The organism is Streptosporangium sp. NPDC000095, assembly GCF_042899335.1.
In the GTDB taxonomy this organism is placed as follows: domain Bacteria; phylum Actinomycetota; class Actinomycetes; order Streptosporangiales; family Streptosporangiaceae; genus Streptosporangium.
Window position 1 is genome coordinate 248,638 of sequence record NZ_JBIAZS010000005.1, and the last position, 19,127, is coordinate 267,764.

The 19,127-nt window shown below is 63.7% G+C and carries 13 protein-coding genes; 7 read left to right on the forward strand and 6 right to left on the reverse strand.

Annotation, left to right across the window (positions count from 1 at the left end; all coding sequences use genetic code 11):
- The first annotated feature begins 161 nt into the window (after positions 1-161).
- Entirely contained in the window at positions 162-899 is a 738-nt protein-coding gene (locus ACFY3V_RS14250; RefSeq protein ID WP_389773283.1) for a hypothetical protein, read from the forward strand.
- Entirely contained in the window at positions 892-1,176 is a 285-nt protein-coding gene (locus ACFY3V_RS14255; protein ID WP_389773286.1) for a hypothetical protein, read from the forward strand. Before ACFY3V_RS14250 ends, ACFY3V_RS14255 begins: the two co-directional genes overlap by 8 nt.
- A gap of 41 nt (positions 1,177-1,217) precedes the next feature.
- Here ACFY3V_RS14255 and ACFY3V_RS14260 read toward each other — a convergent pair whose 3' ends face one another.
- The gene (locus tag ACFY3V_RS14260; protein ID WP_350948515.1) at positions 1,218-1,643 is read right to left on the reverse strand and encodes a cellulose binding domain-containing protein; all 426 of its coding nucleotides are present in this window, start codon (positions 1,641-1,643) and stop codon (positions 1,218-1,220) included.
- A 936-nt stretch (positions 1,644-2,579) separates the two neighbouring features.
- Between ACFY3V_RS14260 and ACFY3V_RS14265 the strand changes: the two genes are divergently transcribed.
- On the forward strand, positions 2,580-3,083 hold the full coding sequence (locus ACFY3V_RS14265) for an Imm26 family immunity protein (RefSeq protein WP_389773289.1): 504 nt from the start codon (positions 2,580-2,582) through the stop codon (positions 3,081-3,083).
- Between the two features lie 238 nt (positions 3,084-3,321).
- On the forward strand, positions 3,322-4,137 hold the full coding sequence (locus tag ACFY3V_RS14270) for a hypothetical protein (protein WP_389773292.1): 816 nt from the start codon (positions 3,322-3,324) through the stop codon (positions 4,135-4,137).
- Positions 4,138-4,339: 202 nt separating this feature from the next.
- On the opposite strand, the gene ACFY3V_RS14275 is transcribed toward ACFY3V_RS14270, so the two are convergent.
- Positions 4,340-5,158 (reverse strand): anti-sigma factor domain-containing protein, encoded by an 819-nt coding sequence (locus ACFY3V_RS14275; RefSeq protein ID WP_389773295.1) that lies wholly within the window; start codon positions 5,156-5,158, stop codon positions 4,340-4,342.
- Positions 5,142-5,711, reverse strand: coding sequence for an RNA polymerase sigma factor (locus ACFY3V_RS14280; protein WP_389773297.1), 570 nt, complete (start codon positions 5,709-5,711; stop codon positions 5,142-5,144). Before ACFY3V_RS14280 ends, ACFY3V_RS14275 begins: the two co-directional genes overlap by 17 nt.
- 128 nt (positions 5,712-5,839) lie before the next feature.
- On the opposite strand from ACFY3V_RS14280, the gene ACFY3V_RS14285 reads away from it, so the two are divergent.
- The 3 genes from ACFY3V_RS14285 (at position 5,840) to ACFY3V_RS14295 (ending at position 15,944) form a co-directional block, all read left to right on the forward strand.
- Entirely contained in the window at positions 5,840-6,439 is a 600-nt protein-coding gene (locus ACFY3V_RS14285) for a hypothetical protein (RefSeq protein WP_389773300.1), read from the forward strand.
- Between the two features lie 937 nt (positions 6,440-7,376).
- Complete coding sequence (locus ACFY3V_RS14290) at positions 7,377-14,873, forward strand: LamG-like jellyroll fold domain-containing protein (protein ID WP_389773304.1); 7,497 nt, start codon at positions 7,377-7,379, stop codon at positions 14,871-14,873.
- Positions 14,874-15,443: 570 nt separating this feature from the next.
- Complete coding sequence (locus tag ACFY3V_RS14295) at positions 15,444-15,944, forward strand: hypothetical protein (protein ID WP_389773307.1); 501 nt, start codon at positions 15,444-15,446, stop codon at positions 15,942-15,944.
- 160 nt (positions 15,945-16,104) lie between these two features.
- On the opposite strand, the gene ACFY3V_RS14300 is transcribed toward ACFY3V_RS14295, so the two are convergent.
- The 3 genes from ACFY3V_RS14300 to ACFY3V_RS14310 all read right to left on the reverse strand — a co-directional run bounded on the left by ACFY3V_RS14300 (position 16,105) and on the right by ACFY3V_RS14310 (position 19,118).
- Positions 16,105-17,478, reverse strand: a complete 1,374-nt coding sequence (locus ACFY3V_RS14300; RefSeq protein ID WP_389773309.1) for an IS1380 family transposase — start codon at positions 17,476-17,478, stop codon at positions 16,105-16,107.
- A gap of 145 nt (positions 17,479-17,623) precedes the next feature.
- Entirely contained in the window at positions 17,624-18,148 is a 525-nt protein-coding gene (locus ACFY3V_RS14305; protein ID WP_389773312.1) for a hypothetical protein, read from the reverse strand.
- Between the two features lie 244 nt (positions 18,149-18,392).
- A complete protein-coding gene (locus ACFY3V_RS14310; RefSeq protein ID WP_389773315.1) occupies positions 18,393-19,118 on the reverse strand; it encodes a hypothetical protein in 726 nt (241 codons plus the stop codon).
- Positions 19,119-19,127: the final 9 nt, after the last annotated feature.

A 19,127-nucleotide genomic window follows, 5' to 3' on the forward strand; every position in this document is an offset into this window, starting at 1 on the left:
ATCCGTACGAGAATGAGCAGGCTCATTCCCACCGGGGTCACACAGGGGCTGACCCTTCCCGCGTATCGTGAGCCCTCGGCCATCAGCGTGTCCTCCGGGCCGATCACCCGATCGGTCCGGCCCTTTCCTTCATGGAGAGGCACCCGGAGGACAATGGAACCGTGAGTTTCGAACTGGCCGTCTGGTACGAGCCCAAACCGATCACCAGAGAACGCGCGGAGAACGTCTTCCTGAGCCTCCGGGACCCGCGTAACACCGAGCCTCGGCCCAACGCCGGGGCGGCTCCCATCGGGGAGTCCCATGACGCCGGGACGCCTCATGACGCCGAGACGACTCCTGCCGGGGAGCCTCAGGACGCGGGTCCCCGTCCCGAAGAGGGGGAAGACGCCGCTGAGACGCACCCGGGGTTGGCGGCCTTCGCCGACCGGCTGCCCGGGGCCGAGTGGCTCTCCCCCGACCACGTCCTGGTCAGCATGGACCCCGAGCGGGCCGACGAGGTGTCCTCCGAGGTCTTCGCCCTGGCCACCGAGTGCGGGCTTGTCTGCTACGACCCGCAGCGCGGCCTGGTGCACAACCTGTCTCCGCGGGGCGTCTACCCGACCATGGAGATGCGCACCGGCGACGGGATGATCGTGGTCTCACCGGACCTCCAGCTCATCTCCGACGCGCTCGCGACCATGTCCCCGCAGAACCCTTTCACCGCCCTGGTCGTCTTCGGCGAGCACTTCATCCAGAGCTCGCCGGAGATCTCGGGCTACGAGCTTGAGTACAAGGACAGCGTCAGAAACCGGATGTTCCGCACGCACGTCCCGGACCTGAAGGCGGTCCAGGAGGCCTTCACCGAGTACGCCACCGGCGAGCGCGCCTTCCTGGAACGCCACGACTGGAAGCTTGTCTGACTTCATTTTGGTGGAGTGGTTCCATTTTCCGGGGCCTGAGGCGCCTTCCGGGTGTGCCGTGTGGTTGTTCTCGGTGCTCATTGAGCTGATCTCAGCGAATTTCGGCTGGATGATCGTGCTCGAATTGGGTGAGGACGAGGGCGGCGCGGGCGATGTCGCCGATTTCGCCGGGGCCGGCGGTGATGCGCTGGAGTGTGCGCCGGCGGCCTTCGAGCCTCATGGCCCGGGCGGACGTCGTCGCAGAATACGAGAAGTTCCTGATCTCGCGACAAACTGAAAGCTGACGAACGGACGAGCCCCATGGACTCGCCCGTTTCATCAATAGGTGATGGTGCACTGACTGGAAGTGGGAAGAGGCGGCGAGGTGGTCGTCATAGGCATGTCGATCTCGAACCCGAAGTTCGCGTACTGGTTCGGCAGGATGGCGCCGTTCCACGACGCCGGTCTCCACACGGTCGTCGAGAACCTATTCACGTTCCAGAACAGGTGAACGACCGCGCCCGCTGAGAAGGGAAAGTTGATGACCGCCTCCCAGGTGGTCGACGGTGTCGTGCCGGTGTTGGTCAGCCGCGCATCGACCTGCCACCTGTACTGCCCGCCGACGGTCCCCCGGTAATTGGCTTGGAACGTCAACGTGCAGGTGGTGGCGGCGTTGGCGGGTGTGACGACGGTGAACGCGCCGAACAAGGCGGCCACCAGCCACATGATCAGGCGCCGTCGCCGACGGACGCGCCGTTCTGTCATGGGCCTCTCCTGTCAGGAAGTGCGCGCGATGAAAGACACGCATAGGCGATGATCGAACGATACGGTCGGCGTCGAATACCGTCAACGGCACTGAAAGTTTCAGCTATTCAATGAAATGATCTCAGTGAAATGGTTCCGACAGCTGGGATTTCCGAGGAATGAATGGTGGAATTCCGGGCTTATCGGGAGAGATCGTCGACGGCCGGAAATGGGTTTCGAGGCGAGACCGACATCCCCAAACTCGGCCGCGACCACAAGATCTTCCGTGCCACCGCCTAGCGCTCCATCAACGAAGAAATCGAGATCCTCGCTCAAAGGCCGCCGGCGCACACTCCAGCGCATCACCGCCGGCCCCGGCAAAATCGGCGACATCACCCGCACCGTCCTCGTCCTCACCCAGTGAGAGCACGGCAGACTCATCTAATGGGCCGTCACACAACCTTGCTGGGGAAACCAGACCTGAAGAGAGCTGGTCACCCGGTCGTGATACCCGGTCAACGTTCGGAGACGGGCCACTAAAAGTCGCTGAGATCACCTCGTTGTGGTTGTTCGTGTTCGCATACGAGCGGGTGGGTGCTCTTTGTGCTCGCTGCGGTGGGCGGATGCTCCGGCCGGCCGTCTCAGTTACTGTCTGGTGTTTCAGGCCTCCGGCCTGCTCGGGCGTGGTGGTTGCGGGCTCTTTTTAAGCCGGCCGGAGCACCCGCCCACCTCCGCTGCACGTGTTCCGGCTGTGCGGGGTGCGGGCCGTAGTTGCTTTCTTTCCGGCCGCCCTGACGACCCGCCGCCGCTGAAGCGTCTTTGAAGGCGCGTTCAGGGTGGGTCGCCGTAGCTGAAGCGTCCCGTGCACGACCCAGTCCAGGGCTGAGGCACCACAGGCCGCCCCCGTGTCAATGGTCAGGAAGGCACCACACCTCCTGTGAACAATAAGATTCAAGGATGAACGACGGGAAACTTCACTTTGAGACGCTGAAGAGCTCACGCAAGCACCTAGCCTCCGGCGACCTGTTCACGTTTTCCATAAAAAGTCGTGGGAATTTTTTTGGACGCGTCATCATTCCATCCATGCCACGAGATCATCCACTGACCGACGCGGCTTGCCTGATTCATATCTACGCATTCGAAAGCCCTGGTGCCACCATTGATCATCTAACTATAGATACACGGCCACTCCTAATACCACCACTCTTCACGAACCGTAGGCCGTGGACCATGGGATACTTTCAAACCCTTACCAACATCCCCCTCGGAGAGCACGACATGCTCAAACAGCATTGCTTTTTGGATCTCCCTTTCTGTAGATACGTAGATGAGATGCGACGCCCAACAGAGGGTAAGGTGATTCCGTGTGGCACGTTCGGTGTCGCCAGCTATTCCGCCATCAGCAGCGAAGTCGGCAGAGCATTAGGATTGCCCACACTCGAAGGACCGGAGGATTACTGACTTCGGTCGTTCATGCTCCCTGCCACATATCACGGCCCCGGCATCTTGGAAGGGCCGGGCTGCCACAGGTGGTCACCGTCGTTCACCTGGACGGGTACTTACGTCACCTCGGTCTCCAGTGCCCCGGTAAGTACTGCGCCGTTGACGGGGACCTACCACTACGACGACGATCGGCTGGCCGGAGTTTATGCGCCGGCGGCCGCTCCTTGCTGCGAGGCATCGGATTTTGGAAGTAAAAATGTATCCGAATTACAGGGATTACGACGACATAGAAATGCTGTGGGAGCTTGCAAGAGATAAGCGAATAAAGAGTCGCGTTGTCGCAGTGCGGTCACCCGAAGCCACGCACGAGATAATGGAATTTCTGGTGGCAGACGAGTCCCCGGCCGTGAGGCGGGCCATCGCGAAATGGGAGGGCCCAGACTCTGCTAACCTACTTCGGACCCTCTACCGTGATCCCGACTTGAAGGTGCGACAATCTGTCGTCGAGAACAGAAATTGCCCGGCAGACGTCCTTCGCGAGCTCGTAAACGACTCCCATAAATCTGTTCGCTGGTCGGTTCCCCACCACCCCAACTCCGACATCAATGTGAAACAGGAAATCGCCGCGTCTCCGGACGGCGTACTCCGCCGAATCATGGCCGAGTACGACACCCTTGAGCCTGAAATCGCCCATCTCCTCATGGAGGATCAGTCAAGTGAGGTCAAGGAGGGTCTGGCGGCACACACTGCTCTCCCTGATGTGCTTGCCACACTGGTCGCACATCCGGACCCTAAGATTCGTGCCGGAGCAGCACAGAACCCCAGGACGACACCCGAACAACGTCACACTCTGGCACGCGACCCTTCTGCACTGGTCCGCGCGAATCTCTTGAAGTTCGTAGAGCTTCCCGAAGAAGACCTTCGCCTGCTGGCTCACGACCGATCCATCAATGTCAGGTGGTGGCTTGCCGTTTGGCCCGATACGCCGAATTCCATACTTGAGATCCTTGAACAGGATTCCAGCAAGGAGATCGCCGAGACGGCCAAATTTACACTGGAAAGACGCAAATAGTCTTTTGTTCATCAAAAGCGGTCTTCAGGCAGGCGGTCCTCACCCACACCGGGGAAACCGCCTTAGCCCAGGAAGACTGCGGGCATCCAGGAACCCCGAGCCCTGGAACGCCACGACTGGAAGCTCGTCCGACCCTCGACAAGCTCCGGATTCTGCGTGGACACGCGAGCCGAGCCCGCCGCCGATGCGACGGGCTCGTCCCCTATCCGTGCAGGGTTCCGCGCAGGAAGCTGTCAGAGGAATGTCCGGGATCTCCGTCGAGCGGTTCGCGCGAAACGTCCACAACCGGATAGTCGGTGGTCCTGACGTTCGCGGGCAAGAGGTATGAGGCCTCTCCCGAGGGGCCCAGCGTTCCGAGCGAGATCATCCGCTTCGCGGCCTGGTCGAGCAGCCAGACCTCGTAGAAGCCGTCGGGTGCGGGCAGCCCGCTGAGACGGACCTGCAGGCGGTCGCCGTCCGATCCGGTCCTGAGCTCCGCCACGCCGTCCCCCTGCTTGCCCGGCAGTGCGCTGAGCACCGTCTGAGCCACGACGGTGTCACGATTCGGAGCCAGCCCCTGGAAGAGGAACGTACCGCCGATCCCGATGACCAGACCGGCGGCCACGGCGGCGAGCAGTTGGACGCGGCGGCCGACACGCGACCTCGCCGCCCCGCTGCCCGCTTCGCGGGAAGGACGGAGCGGGCGGGGCCGCGCGGGCGCTACGGCAGGAGCGGCCGGGTCCGGCGGAGCACTCGGGCCTGCGGACCCGCCCAGGCCGGGCGAGGCCTTCGGCTTGGCCTGGACGAGCGGAGCAGCCTGAGCAGGTCCGGGCAAAAGGTCGGGAGAAAGGCCAAGCTCCGCGCGTATCCCCTCCCATACATCAGGGCTGGGATGCTCCAGCGGTCCCTGCCTGACGGCGGAAACGACCTGAGCGAGCCCCTCGAGACGTTCACGGCAGTCCGGGCAGGTGGCCAGGTGCGCGGAATCGCTCTCCTCCCCCAGGGCGATCAGCGCGAGCGTGTCATCATTCAGATGGTGCACCGTTCACCCCCAGACGTCGGCGCAGCCGGTCGAGCCCTCGGCTGATGTGACTTTTGACCGTGCCCAGTGGCAGATCCAGCTTGGCAGCGATCTCGATGTGCGTGAGCTGCTGGTAAAAGGCCAGTTCAAGGATGGTACGTCGCGGCTCGCCCAGCTTGTTCAGCTCGTCGGTCAGCAGGACACCGTCGGTCACCGTGTCCAGGGCGGGAGGCTCCTCGACGGCGGAGCCCACGGTGTGGGAGATCTTCTGATCCCGCTGAATCAGCCTCCAGCGGTCGGCCACCTTGTGACGGGTGATGCCGGTGAGCCAGGCGGCCAGGGATCCGGCCTCGGCGTTGTAGCCGGCTCTGCCCTTCCACGCGGCGATGAACACCTGTTGGGTGACGTCCTCGGCATCGGCGGCGTGCCGCAGCGAGCGCAGCGCGAGCGTGTAGACCATCGGGGCCCATCGGCGGTACGCCTCGGCCAGGCAGCGCTCGTCTCCGCCGCGCAGGCCGTCGGCCAGGGCGTCCTCGTCCAGCGCGGCCCTGTCGTCGTCAGTGCTGTGCGACATGTCCGGTGGGGGTGGTCGGGAACAATCATCATCCATTTCTTCGGCGGCGAATGGGGGGTGAAGGTGCATCCATGCGGCGCCCGGCCCAAGAAGAGGGGGTGATGTCGTCAAGGAAGGGAAAACCTACCATGCGCCTTCTTCGTACGCTGAGCTCGGTCGCGGCCTGCGCCGCCTTCCTCGTTCTCCCTCTCCAGGCTCCGGCCTCGGCTGCCACGGCCGCGCCCGTCAAGGGCGGCGAGACCAAGGTCACCACGGTCCGGGGCCTGGGCGAGGTCCTTCTTGAGAACGGGATCGCCGTCTACGCCACCTCCCCCGGCAAAACCGGGGTTCACCTCTCCGGCAACAACCTGGCGCTCTCCTTCAGCTACCCGGTCACCGGTGGCCGGGCCTCGGTCGATCCGCTTGCCGGGAAGGTCGGGCACCGCGGCGACCTGGCGTTCGTCAACGTGAAGAACGGCAAGCGGCTCAAGGTCGGCGACTTCGTCATCGACCTGGCCAAGGGCAAGATCAGTGGCAACGTCAACGACAACCCCAAGTCCCGCGTTCCGGTCTTCGACCTCGACCTGTCGGTCGCCAAGCTCAAGGTGGACGGCTCGGTCGTGCACGCCCGCAACATCCGGGTCAAGCTGACCTCCGTCGCGGCCGGCGCGCTGAACAAGACGCTGAAGACCCATCTGTTCTCGGGAGGCCAGCGAATCGGCACCGCGTCGACCACTCTGCGCCTCTGAGCGACCCCGACGCCGCTCCCACGTGCTCTGCCGCCCCCATCCGGGGAGGCCACGGTCCTGCCTGATGAGCTTTCAGCTGATCAGGCAGGGCTGAAGATTTTCAGCCCGGACGGTGAGCCTGATCACCGGCGAGCGCGCCTTCCAGGAACGCCATGGCTGGAAGCTCGTCCAACTTCGTTTTGTTGGGCTGTCTCCCCTTTCCCCACGCTTGAGGGGTTTCCCGGGTGTTCGGTGTGGCTCATGTACAGCGGGTGGGTGAAGTGGGCGACCTCAGGCTCCCCGTTGATGACGGCGATGACGGCGCTGGAATCGATGATCATGCGGGAAGGCCGGTGTTCGGGTCGTACAGGTCTTCAGTGAACAGCCGGTCCTGTGGGGCCATCATCCCGGACCCCGAATGTCTGCTGGCCCGCCTCGGTGTGCTCCGGATCACACTGGCTCGCGACCTTCCCGCCTCCACCTTTCGACCCGCGAAGAATCACCTTCAGCCACTCCAACACCATCGTCACCACCTTCGGCCCGCCCCAAAACCGCGCGTTCAAACTCTTTGCTCCCCCTCGGACCATCGCGAGATCGCCATATCCCGTCGCTCGCGGACCGCGTTTTCAGAAAAACCCAAAAGACGAAGCACCCGACATGAACCGTGAGCTACCGACACCTTCCCCTGCGTCACTGTTTCGACCCACCTCTTTCTATCACCGAACGTCACCGCGAGAACGCGGCCTCAATACACGGCACTTTCAAACCCGAAGCCCGTGTCCTATTTAGCCCTCCTTACACATATTGCGCGCATAAAGATTTCATGGGTACTTTCTGATCGTTTGCTTTTGGCACGCTCCGAACCATTGACCCCGGCCGTGGGCTGGAACCTGTCGTGGGCTGGGGTAACGCGGGGACGATTGGCTTCCGCGCTGACTTGTTCGGAGGGTGACGGCGTATGCGCCGGAGTCTGTCATTGTTGCGCTCGGCCCGCTGGGCGCATTTGGCGTTACTCGTGGTCGTTCCCGGGTTGTTGCAGATCCCGGCGCTGCCGGCTGTGGCCGTCGTCGAGGTGTCGCCCGCGTTGGCGGGGTTGCCGCTGGTGACGCCGCGTCAGTTGACCGGATCAGCCGCCGGTTTGCCGACTTTGGTGGGCACTGAGGCGACCAGTGAGGTGTCGGCGGGGGTGGTCGAGGGCCAGTGGCGATCCGACATCGAACCCCCCTCAGAAGCGGTCCCGATCGAGGAGCGGTTCGTCAACCAGCGGGAGGGCGACACGCAAAGCAGGTCGTCGGCGAAGAAGTCCCCTCCTGCGGCACAGCGGCAGGAGTCGCTGCTGGTCGATGAGCCGGTGTTGCTGAACACCTTCCCGCGGAGCGGGATGTTGATGGATTCGCTGACTCCCACGTTGCGGGCCCAGGGGCGCAGTGTGGTGGGCGGGTCGGTGCGGTATGCGTTCAAGATCTGTGACAAGGACACGATGACCGGGACCGGGTGCACCTCCTCGGGCACCTTGGCGGCCGGGGTGAGCACCTGGAAGGTGCCGACGGCCAAGCTGGCGTGGGGTAAGCAGTACTGGTGGACGGTCACCGTCACCGACACCTCAAACTCGACGTCGACGCTCTCGCCGGTGCATACCTTCGTCACCGGGGTTCGCCAGCCCGTGGTGACCTCCCTGCTGGCCACCTCCGGCGCCGGTGGTCAGGAGTTTCATCAGCAAAGCGGTAACTACACCACCACTGCCACCGACCTGTCGGTTCCCACCGCCGGGCCGTCGTTGTCGGTGACGCGTTCCTACAACAGCATGGACCCGCGCACCGATGGCCTTTTCGGGGCGGGGTGGTCGACCCGCTGGGACATGAAGGTCGTCAAGGAGGTGCGAGGAGCGGCGGTTTCGGCGTTGGTGACCTACCCCGACGGCCGTCAGGTGCGGTTCATGGGCACCGGGGCGGGAGTCTTTCAGCCGCCGCCGGGAATGCACGCCACCTTGGCCGAAGATGGTGGCGGCAGCTGGCGGTTGATGGACAAGTCGGCCACCACCTACGCCTTCGACGCCCAAGGCCGCCTCAGTGAGGTCACCGATTCACGGGGCCGCGGCGTGGAGTTGACCTACGGCACGGGTGGGAAGCTGGCGACGGTGACGGCCGCCGGCGGGCGGTCGCTGTCGTTCACCTGGACCGGCGCTCACGTCACCTCGGTCTCCAGTGACCCGGTGAACGGTGCGCCGTTGACGTGGACCTACCACTACGACGATGATCGGCTGACCGGGGTGTGTGCGCCGGTGGCCGCTCCCAACTGCACCCACTACAGCTACAGCACCGGCTCGCAGTACCGCAGCGGCGTTTTGGACGCCGACCCCTACGCCTACTGGCGGCTGGGCGAGACCTCAGGAACAACGGCCACCGACCAAGGCGCGAGCCAAACCAACGCCACCTACCAGTCGGTGGCCTACGCCAAGCCCGGCGCGCTGGCCGGCAGCACCGACACCGCGGTGGAGTTCACCACCGGCTCGGCGCTGAAGCTGCCCGCGCACACGGTGCCGCATCTGGGCGATCAGATCTCGGTGGAGCTGTGGTTCAAAACAGCGCAGTCCGGGGTGCTGATGGCCGCCGGAACCCAGGAAACCTCCGGTATCCCCTGGGGGCCGATGCTGTACGTCGGCACCGACGGCAAGCTGCGCGGTTCACTGGCCGCGGTCACCGCGCCGATCACCTCCACGGGTGTGGTCAACGACAACACCTGGCACCACGTGGTGCTGAGCGTCTCGGGCTCGAATCAGACGTTGTTCCTGGACGGCGCGCAGGTCGGCACGCTGACCGCAGCGGTGACCGCCTGGCGGCAAAGCGCGACGATCGGCAACGGGGTGGCCGACCCGGCCACCTCCCCGGCGGTCCCCTCTCCGCGGGCTGCGTTCGCGTTCAAGGGGCTCATCGACGAGGTCGCCCTCTATGACAAACCACTGACCGTAGCCGAGGTGAGCGCCCACCACGCGGCTCGGGCCGAGGCGGCGCACAAGCTCACCGGCCTCACCCTGCCCTCGGGCCGGGTATGGGCGGCCAACACCTACGACGCGGCCACCGACCGGCTCAAAACCCATGTTGACCGTAACGGCGGCACCTGGCAGATCGGCGCACAAACCTACGACCCCCAAAGCGGCGCCGCCCGCGTCACCGTCGTCGACCCGCGCAACGAGCAGTTGAAGTACCTCTACGACGCCTGGCGCGGCTATCGCGTCATCGGCGAGACCGACCAGCTGGGCCACACCTCCTGGTATGAGTACAACCTGTCGGGCTCGCTGGCCAAGCTGATCGACCGCAACAACATCGTCAACGACGTCTACTTCGACGAGCGCGACAACCTCATCGCCCGCAAATACTGCCGCGCTCCGGGTCAATGCGCGATCGAACGCTGGAAATACCACCTCAACACCGGTGACGCGTTCGATCCGCGCAACGACCAGGTGACGGTGTACCGCGATGGGCGCTCGGCCTCTGAGACCGACACCACCTACGCCACCGTCACCGAATACACCACCCAGGGTGAGGTGACGAAGGTGACCAGCCCGGCCACCCCGGACTTCCCCACCGGCCGCTCGACGATCTCCACCTACACCGACGGCACCGAGCCCGCGATCGGCGGCGGCACCACCCCGGCCGGACTACTGGAGTCAGCCAAGGACCCCAAGGGCAACGAGACGACCTACCGCTACACCGCCTCCGGACAGGTAGCCGAGAAGACCAGCCCCTCAGGGCTGAAGACCACCTTTGATTACGACGCGGTCGGCCGACTGACCTCCCGCACCGAGATCTCGACGGCCCACCCGGGTGGGGTGAGTACGGCCTTCACCTACGACGGGCTCGGCCGTCTGCTCACCCAAACTGAACCCGGGGTGAAGAACGAGGTCACCGACGTCACCCACACCACCAAGACCACGCTGGCCTACGACGCCGACAGCAACCCGCTCACCACCACGGTGACCGACCTGACAGGCGGCGATGCGCCGCGCACGACCACCTATACCTACGACGCCCTGGGGCGAGCGCAGACGGTCACCGATCCTGAGGGCGGCGTGACCGCCTCCACCTGGGATGTCACCGGCGCTCAGACCTCGGCGACCGACCCGGCGGGCACAGTGATCACCTTCGCCTACACCAAACGCGGCCAGCCGGCCTCTGCCACGTTGAAGAACTGGACCGGCAGCCCCCTCAACCCGCAGCCCGCCCAGGACGTGGTGCTGACCTCCTCCTCCTATGACCCCGGTGGTCGGCTGGCCGGTCAGGTCGACGCGATGGGCCGCAAGAAGGCCTACACCTACTGGATGGACAACCGTGCTGCGACAACGGTCGGCGACGATGTGCGCCTTAACGGCTTGACCACCCCGGACGATGTGGTGCTGCAGGAAAACGAGTACGACCCGGCCGGTAACCTCATCCGCCACGTCAGCGGCGGCGGCAAGACCACCATCGAGTCCGTCTACGACGCCGCGAGCCGCCTCACCTCCACCACGCTCGACCCCACCGCTCTGGGGCGCAAAACCGCTTTCGAGTACGACGCGGCCGGCAACGCCACCAAGAAGACCTCTACCGCGACCGGTACCACCCGCACCGAATCGGTCTCCTATCTGCACAACGTGCTGAATCAGGTGACCCGGCAGACGGTGGAGAACGGGGCTGAGGACCTGATCACCACCAACCTCTACGACGACCGGGGCCTGCTGAGCGCGACCACCGACCCGCGTGGGAACGCCTCCGGCGCCACGGCTGCGAACTTCACCGCCACGATGCGCTACGACCTGGCCGGACGGCTGGTTGAGACCAAGGCCGCGCAGGTGACGATCGAAAAGAACGGAACTACCGCCGCCACCGGGCAGCCCACCGTCAGATACGGCTACAACAGCGCGGGGGAGCAGACCCACATCGTCGATGCCGAAGGGCGCACCACCACCATCGCCTTCGACAAGGCCGGGCGGCTGACCTCGACCATCGGCGCGTCCTACACTCCGCCGGGCGGTAGCGCGATCACCCCGACGGTGAGTTTCGGCTACGACGCGGCCGGGCGGCAGACCACGGTCACCGACCCGCGCAACCATGTCACCTCCACCGTCTACGACGCGCTGGGACGTCCGGTCAAGGTCACCGACCCCGGCCCCTCCGGGCCGGGCGGCGCCTGGGTGGGCGAGTACAACCTGTTGGGCGAGCAGGTCGCGGTGATCGACCCCACCGGCGCACGGAACGAGGCCACCTACGACGACCTGGGCCGTCAGATTACCCAGACCGTGATCGAGCGCACCCCCACCACCGCCGCGCACACCACCGCTTTGACCTACGACACCGCCGGCAACCTCACCAAGCGCGTCGCGCCCGGTAACAAGACCACCACCTACACGGTCAACGCCGCCGGAGAGGTCACCACCACCATCGCCCCGGCCACCCCTGCCACCACCGCTCCAGCTAGTCGCACCACCACCGCCGTCTATGACCTGATGGGCCGGCAGACGAAGGTGACCGACGCGCTCGGCAACGCCACCGAGGTCGCCTACGACCTCGCCGGCCGCAAGGTCTCCGCCAAGGACCTCACCGGCACCAGCCCTGTCACGGTGCTGCGCACGATCGGCTTCGGCTACGACGCCGCCGGTAACCCGACCAGCACCACCTCCGCCGAAGGCCACACCACGCAGCGCACGTTCGACGCCACGGGGCGGCTGACCTCCCTGATCGAACCGGTCTCCGCGACCTCGTCGATCACCTCGACGTTCGGCTACGACGCGAGCGGGGCGCGCACCCGCACCACCGACGGCCGCGGCAACGCCACCTGGACCACCTACAACACCCTCGGCCTGGTCGAATCCGTCATCGAACCCGCCACCACCACCCACCCAGGCGCCGCAGACCGCACCTGGACCAACCTCTACGACGCCTCCGGCAACGCCACCACCACCCTGCAACCAGGCGGAGTGCGCCTTGATCGCACCTTCGACCACCTGGACCGGATGACCGCCGAGACCGGCAGCGGCGCTGCGACGGCCACCGTGAACCGCGCGGTCACCTACGACCAGGCCGGGCGAGTGACCGCGATCGGTGATTACAGTCTGGAGTACAACGACCGTAGTCTGCTGACCAAGGTTTCCAAGGCCAGCAACCAGGTCGCCGCCTATGCCTACGACGCCACGGGTAACCTCACCCAGCGCGTGGATCCGACCGGGACGGCCACCTACACCTGGGACGCCGTCGACCGGCTCAGCACCGCCTCCGACCCGGTGACCGGCCGCACCTGGACCTATGGCTACGACAACGCCAACCGGCTCACCAGCAAAACCTCCGCCAACCCGGTCGGCACCCAGACCTACGGCTACGACACCATGGACCGGCTCACCTCCCAAGCGGTGAAGAACAACTCCGGCACCGAACTGTCGAAGATCGTCTATGGGTGGGACAAGGACGACAACCTCACCACCAAGACCACCACCGGCACCGCCGGAGCCGGAACCAACACCTACACCCATGACCGCGCCGGGCGCTTGACCTCTTGGACCGCGCCCGGTGGCGCCGTCACCGCCTATGAGTGGGACGCCTCCGGCAACCGCACCAAAGCCGGCACCGACACCTTCGTCTACGACCAGCGCAACCGCCTCACCTCCGGCGCCGGAGTCGACTACACCTACACCCCACGCGGCACCCTCGCCACCGAGACCAAAGCCGGGGTCACCCGCAATCTGGCCTTCGACGCCTTCGACCGGCTCATCTCCGACGGGGATGCCACCTACGGCTATGACGCCCTGGACCGGATGACCTCACGCACCGCCGACGCCACCCAGCAGCGCTTCACCTACTCCGGGCTGAGCAACGACCTCATCACCGTCGCCGACGGCGCCAACACCACCATGGCCAAATACGGCCGCGACCCGTTCGGCGGCCTGCTCAGCCTGCAAGAAGGCGCAAGCCCCGCACTCGCTGTGATGAACGATCTGCATGGCGACGTGGTGGGCACCTTCTCCGCCACCGCCCTGGTCGACTCGGTCGCCTACGACCCCTTCGGCGCCGTCACCCACCGCACCGGCACCCAGCGCAGCCTCGGCTACCAAGGCGAATACACCGACCCCGACACCGGCAAAGTCAACATGCACGCCCGCTGGTACCAACCCGGCACCGGCACCTTCACCTCCCGCGACACCGCCACCCTCAACCCCGACCCATCAGTCCAAGCCAACCGCTACACCTACGCCAACGCCGGCCCCCTCACCAACACCGACCCCACCGGCCACAACAGCATCCCCATCCTGGGTCCAGGCTCTCAAACTGCAAGCGGTGGAATCTCAGACTGGCAGTCCTACGACATAAGCAGCTACTGGGACAACCGCGTTGACCGAGGTTTCTCAAACTGGACCCCCAAACCGATCATCCCGGGAAAGCCGTACAACGCGTGGGGGGATCAGCCGTGCTGTCTTGTGTACACCGGCCCCAACAGTAAAGAAGACGACTACTGGTGGGAAGCACGCTACGGGGACTTCTGGTGGGCACCAAAGTTCACTGAGGAAGAAGGCAGAAAGTTGGGCGTCATGCCTAACGGTAGACCAATGCCAAAGGGTATGGAAGATGATTTTTGGAATGCCCCCGGGGGGGTGCAAAATGAATTTATGCTAGCGTATAGCGCCATGCAGATGTATAGCAATGAATGGGATGATCGAGCGATAGCCACTTCGTGGATATTTACAAACTCTGAAGCATTGATAGCCGCAGGAGCAACGAAGGATAATTTGCTCTGGGCTGCCGACTCAAAGAGCTCGTTGACGCTACCTCCAGGCGGTAACCCTTCAGGTGGCACCCCTCCGAAAAAATATAAATATTCTAGCCTGTACGCTTCCCTCACGCATCACAGTCGAACGATTGCTTCCGCCGCAAAAGAACATGGAGTGAGCAAGGAAGCTCTAGTGGCCGTTCTTATCTATGAAGGAATGTTCTGGGAAACGAAATTAGGTTGGGCTGCGGCGAAAGCTTCATACTACAAAGAGGGCAAGGATGCCTCTCTGGGGATAGCACAGCTTGAGGTATATAAGGCTCAAGCCATGCTCAAGAAGTACTATGCCGGAAAAAAATATTTGGGAACACCCATAGAAAAGCTGACGAACGATACGGTCGCAGATATGTTGATTAATAGTGATAGTTGGTCAATCAGGTTGGCCGCTGCACGCATGCGCCATCTAAAAGAGACCGTCAAAATAGCTAATCATAATTTAACGGACTGGCAAGCCACCCTCCTTTATTGCGGATGCGCTGGCTCGCCAAAGCAGTTCGAAGCATGGATTAAGAGCGGTTACAACGATAGTGCACTGAATAGCTATTCTGTCGAAAACAGAAAGGCTATAAAGGACCGCTATAAATTCATGTACGGCATAGGACATGAGGTTGCCGAGGAATACTGGATGTGGGCAGGAAAATTTAATCCTGAACGGAAATAATTAACCAAAATGAGCCCGAGTAGCGCCTTCCCCATTCAGGGAGGGCGTGACCTCGCTTCAACATGAAAACTTCCGAGGGTTCTTTAATATCTTTCTGTCGACTCTGGCTTCGATCTGGATCGAGAGTCCCAACAAAAGACTGCACCACTACAGGTAGCCGGGTAAGTTAATCGCTAATTATATATTGTGCCCGCTGCTTGAGCATAAGCACTGATTCATTAGGTCGTTGATAGTTCTCCCGAACGATTGCCGAGGATGATTGACGGGAGAAGAGTTGCTGTTCATCGGAGACGACCAGCCAAAGATCGTCAAAGTGTCGGGCTGATGGACATCTCGGCAAGCCTGGCCGTCGGAGGGCGTGGCGGTGTGGACATGGCTCGCATGCACGCAAGGATCGCCGAGTACCTCGGTGTTAGCGTAGGCGTTCCCATGCAGAGCTGGATAACAACCGGTGTGCAGAGCGCTGCGAGTATCAGACTGTCGGGGTTATAGTGGTACCGACGGCAGCCATATTTTTATAAGCGATAAAATGCTTCATGTTAAATGGACTGAAAAGGAGATTCCCGAAAAATGTCGCCCGTCGAAGTTGGCGCACCAAAATGGTGGCTCCGCGTCAGAGAATTATTTGCGATACTGCTCTTTGTTTCCTTGGTGTCCGGATGCGGGTCGTGGGTATTTCCTGGAAAGAAATTGCAGGTCAACCCTGATGTTATACGTGATATTCGTGACGCCGGGAAGGTTGTGTCAGAGGCCGACATGGAGATCCCTTGGGATGGTAGTAGCACCGTAATAAAAATTTTGATAATCGACACCGAGAGTCCGAGCGTTAAAGAAGCAATCAATAGATCAAGCAATTTTCTACATAGCCTCGAATGGAAGGCGATCGACCAAGAAGATCCCCTACGGATGAAATCGCAAAAATGGAAAAATGTAAGCCTGAGCATGGAGCCTATAGATTCATACCAGTTCCTTGAACTAGATAGTCCACAGGTCACGAAAGCAATCGAAATGGCCAGAAGGCAAACCATGCCGGAAGCGCTGATGGTTTTAGAGCTTTACCCTACGGGTTAGCCTCGATCTTTCATGATCTTCGTGTGGTCGGCTGAGGTATTCGGCTGAAGGTTGATTTCGCGTCCTGGTCAGCGTGGTGGCTTGGTTGTCGCGCCGGGTGGGCGGGGTTCCACGAGCCCGTGGGCGTCCTTTCTTCGTCGGTGGAGCGGTTTGGCGCTGGTCAGGTTGTGCGGGTAAGGCTTGGCAGGCGGGTGACGGCAGCGATGATCTGTGGTGTCCAGGGCCAGTGGGCGGCGATGCGTAGCCGGAGTTGTCGGCCGCCGCGGACCAGGCGCCCGGCGATGGCGAACAGGCGTAGTCGCAGGCGTTTGGGTTCCCAGCGGCGGGCGGGGCCGTTCAGGGCGAGCAGTTGCGTCCAGGAGATGAGGTCGCAGGCCAGGGCGACGATCTCGCACCAGATCCGGTTCTGGGTGAAGTCGTGCAGTGGCAGGTTGCGCAGGCCGGTGTCCTTGGCGGTGCGGATGCGGTCCTCGGCTCGGGCGCGGCGGCGATGTCGTAGTTCCAGTTCGGGAAGTTGCCCGCCAGGGGTGTTGGTGACGAAGCAGGTGAAGCGGTGTCCGCCCGCGTCGGTGAAACGAGGCCGTGCACCGGGGTGTGGGCGTTCTTTACGGACGATGACGCGCATCTTGGCGGGCCAGGTGGTGAGGTTGAGCATGGCGGTGATCTCGGCGACCCAGGCGCCTGCTCTCGCCTGTCCGTCGGCGTCGTAGGCGGGGGTCCAGGCTGTGGCGGGCAGGCGCAGGATCGCCTTTTCGATGTCGTCGGTGATGGTGAATCCGATGGAGTACTTCAGCCATTGGCCTGGGCGGGTCAGCCAGGTGAGGAACTCGTGGGTGCCGCCGCCTGAGTCGGTGCGGATCAGGACGTGTCGGCGGAGGGCTTTGGGGAGTTGGGTCAGGGCCAGGCGGGTGGCGGTGATGTGGTCGGCGGCGGTGTTGGAGCTGGCGTTGCCCGGTCGCGGGATCAGGGTCAGTGGCTCGCCGGTTGTGTGGGGGCCGTGGTCGGCGAAGGCGGTCATGGGGTGGAAGCCGAAGGTTTTCTTCCCGGTCGGGGTGGCGTTTTCCTTGTCGGAGTGGGCGATGACGATGGTGGCGTCCAGGTCGATGGGGATCAGGTGGCCGTCGGCTCCGGGCGAGGTCGGCCCGGCGAGGGTCCAGGCGTGTTCGCGGGCGATGGCTCGGGCGCATCGGATCGCGGTGAGGGCTTTGGCGGTGTCGGTGGCGAGCCGGTCGATCAGCCGGGAGGCGGTGGGATCGGAGGCGATGGGGCCGAACAGTTGTGGCTGGGAGCGCAAGGTGACGATGTCGGCCAGGCAGTCGCCTCCCAGAGCGAGACTGACGGCGAGATCGGCGATGATCTTTCCGGGGTCGTGGATCGCGCGGGCCGGTCGCCATCGTCGTAGTTGCTCTGAGAGGGCCTGGTCCAGGCTGGTGACGCGCAGTGTTTCCAGTAGCAGCAGTGCGCCTGAGTGGGAGATGAGCCCGGAGCCGTCGGAAGACATGACGATCTTGGGTCGCGAATCGGTAGTCTTCACGGGAAAAGTGTCTCTTGAGCTGGTGTGGGCGGGACCTTAGACAAGTCCGATCGTCCCAGTTCAAAGGCACTCTTCTCATGTATGTTGACGACGCGCGAACGGTGACCCCGTGGCGACGATCACTCGAATTCACCGGCGCTGGAGTTCAGGGGGCGGGGACGCGTTGGACCAGGCACGCCAGTAACGCTGGAGCCGTATCCAGGGGGTGAGCCAGCCGCGGACGTGGCGCAGCGCTGACGGCCAAGACGGCCTGAGCTGGGCGTCGGAGCTGATTTTCTCCCCCATCCTCGACGGTCTGGCCACCGTTGGAATGATTCTCACTCGACAGAGGCGGTGGTTCGCCGCCCGGGCCCACGCTGCCATCGGGCGGGCCGCTTCCGGTCAACCAGGTGCGCCGGCAAAAGCAGAACGCGGCCATCACCAGCGTCTGGTGGCGGCGGATCGCCACCGAGGAGCGGACCTGGAAGTCGGCCCAGCCGAGTGCGTCCTTGAGCTGCTTGTAGCCCTGCTCAATCCAGGAGCGCAACGCGTAGATCCGTACGAGTGCCGCCAGGTCGGCCGGTGGGTGCGAGGAGTCGGCGGCGGCCGGGCCGCCGGAGCGCGGCAGGTTGGTGGTCAGATACCAGGTGCTGGCATCTGGCAACCTCGCCGAGTCGGTGGTGGCGATCACCTGCCGGTAGGGCTCATAACGGGAGCAACTAGAGGCCGATGGACGCCAGCAGAGTACACAATCGAACGTTTCAGAGGATGTTCATGCGTACGCCGAGGCGGCGGATGCGTTCGCGGTAGCTGTAGCGTTCCAGGTCCAGGAGGGTTCGTACGGCCTGTCGGGCCATGGGGTGGTTGCGGATGAGGAGGGGGGCTGCCTTCTCGGCGTGTTCCAGTTGCGCTGTGGCGGCTTCGCGGTGGCCGCATCAGAGCAGGGCGCGAGCGTAGTCGAGGTGGTGGTATCCGACGCGGTTGGCCTGTAGGCCCTTCGGGAGTTGGATCATCTTTGCCCTGCTCACGGCCTGGGGGCCGTCACCGAGTTCGACCGCGACGGCGACGCCGTGGATGTCGACGTTGGTCTGGCTGGTGCACATCTCGTAGTAGTTGGTGCGCTGGCGAGTCCCGAGCCGGGTGACCGCTTCTGACGCGAGCCGGTGTCGCGACCACGCCTCGTCTGCGTCGTTCTTGCGGGCTGCGGTGATCGCGGCGCACAGTTGCAGCCCGCCCCAGACGGCCAGTGCCTCCGGTTGACCCGCGGTGTATTCGTCCTCGATGTTCGCGCAGGCCGTGTCGAGCACGGCGAGTGCGTCGTTCCATGAGGTGCTGGCCCACAGGTTCCGTGCGCGCCGCCACATGGCTACCGGCAGGTGATGGGGGTCTCCCGAACGTTCGGCGGCCCAGTGGGTTCGGCTGGTCGCGATCAGGGAGAGGTCTGCGTACCCCAGGTCGTAGGCGACCGAGTCCGCTGCCCGGTAAGTGGACCAGAGCAGTCCGAAGGCGGCGCTGCGGTCAGGCTCGGCGTACAGGTGGGTCGCCGCCTGAAGTTCGGAGAGCAGCGCCGGCAGTGCGTCGGCCAACTCCGCGTAGCGGGTCTCTATCCGCAGTCGGCAGGCATGTTCGGTCGCGGCACGCAACTCGGGCAGCGATCGCACCTCGCCGGC

What these genes read in the sequence shown, in the direction of transcription:
- ACFY3V_RS14260 (WP_350948515.1), bottom strand. Translation starts at nt 1,643, where the DNA reads ATGACAGAACGGCGCGTCCGTCGGCGACGGCGCCTGATCATGTGGCTG.
- ACFY3V_RS14265 (WP_389773289.1), top strand. Translation starts at nt 2,580, where the DNA reads ATGAACGACGGGAAACTTCACTTTGAGACGCTGAAGAGCTCACGCAAG.
- ACFY3V_RS14270 (WP_389773292.1), top strand. Translation starts at nt 3,322, where the DNA reads ATGTATCCGAATTACAGGGATTACGACGACATAGAAATGCTGTGGGAG.
- ACFY3V_RS14280 (WP_389773297.1), bottom strand. Translation starts at nt 5,711, where the DNA reads ATGTCGCACAGCACTGACGACGACAGGGCCGCGCTGGACGAGGACGCC.
- ACFY3V_RS14285 (WP_389773300.1), top strand. Translation starts at nt 5,840, where the DNA reads ATGCGCCTTCTTCGTACGCTGAGCTCGGTCGCGGCCTGCGCCGCCTTC.
- ACFY3V_RS14290 (WP_389773304.1), top strand. Translation starts at nt 7,377, where the DNA reads ATGCGCCGGAGTCTGTCATTGTTGCGCTCGGCCCGCTGGGCGCATTTG.
- ACFY3V_RS14295 (WP_389773307.1), top strand. Translation starts at nt 15,444, where the DNA reads ATGTCGCCCGTCGAAGTTGGCGCACCAAAATGGTGGCTCCGCGTCAGA.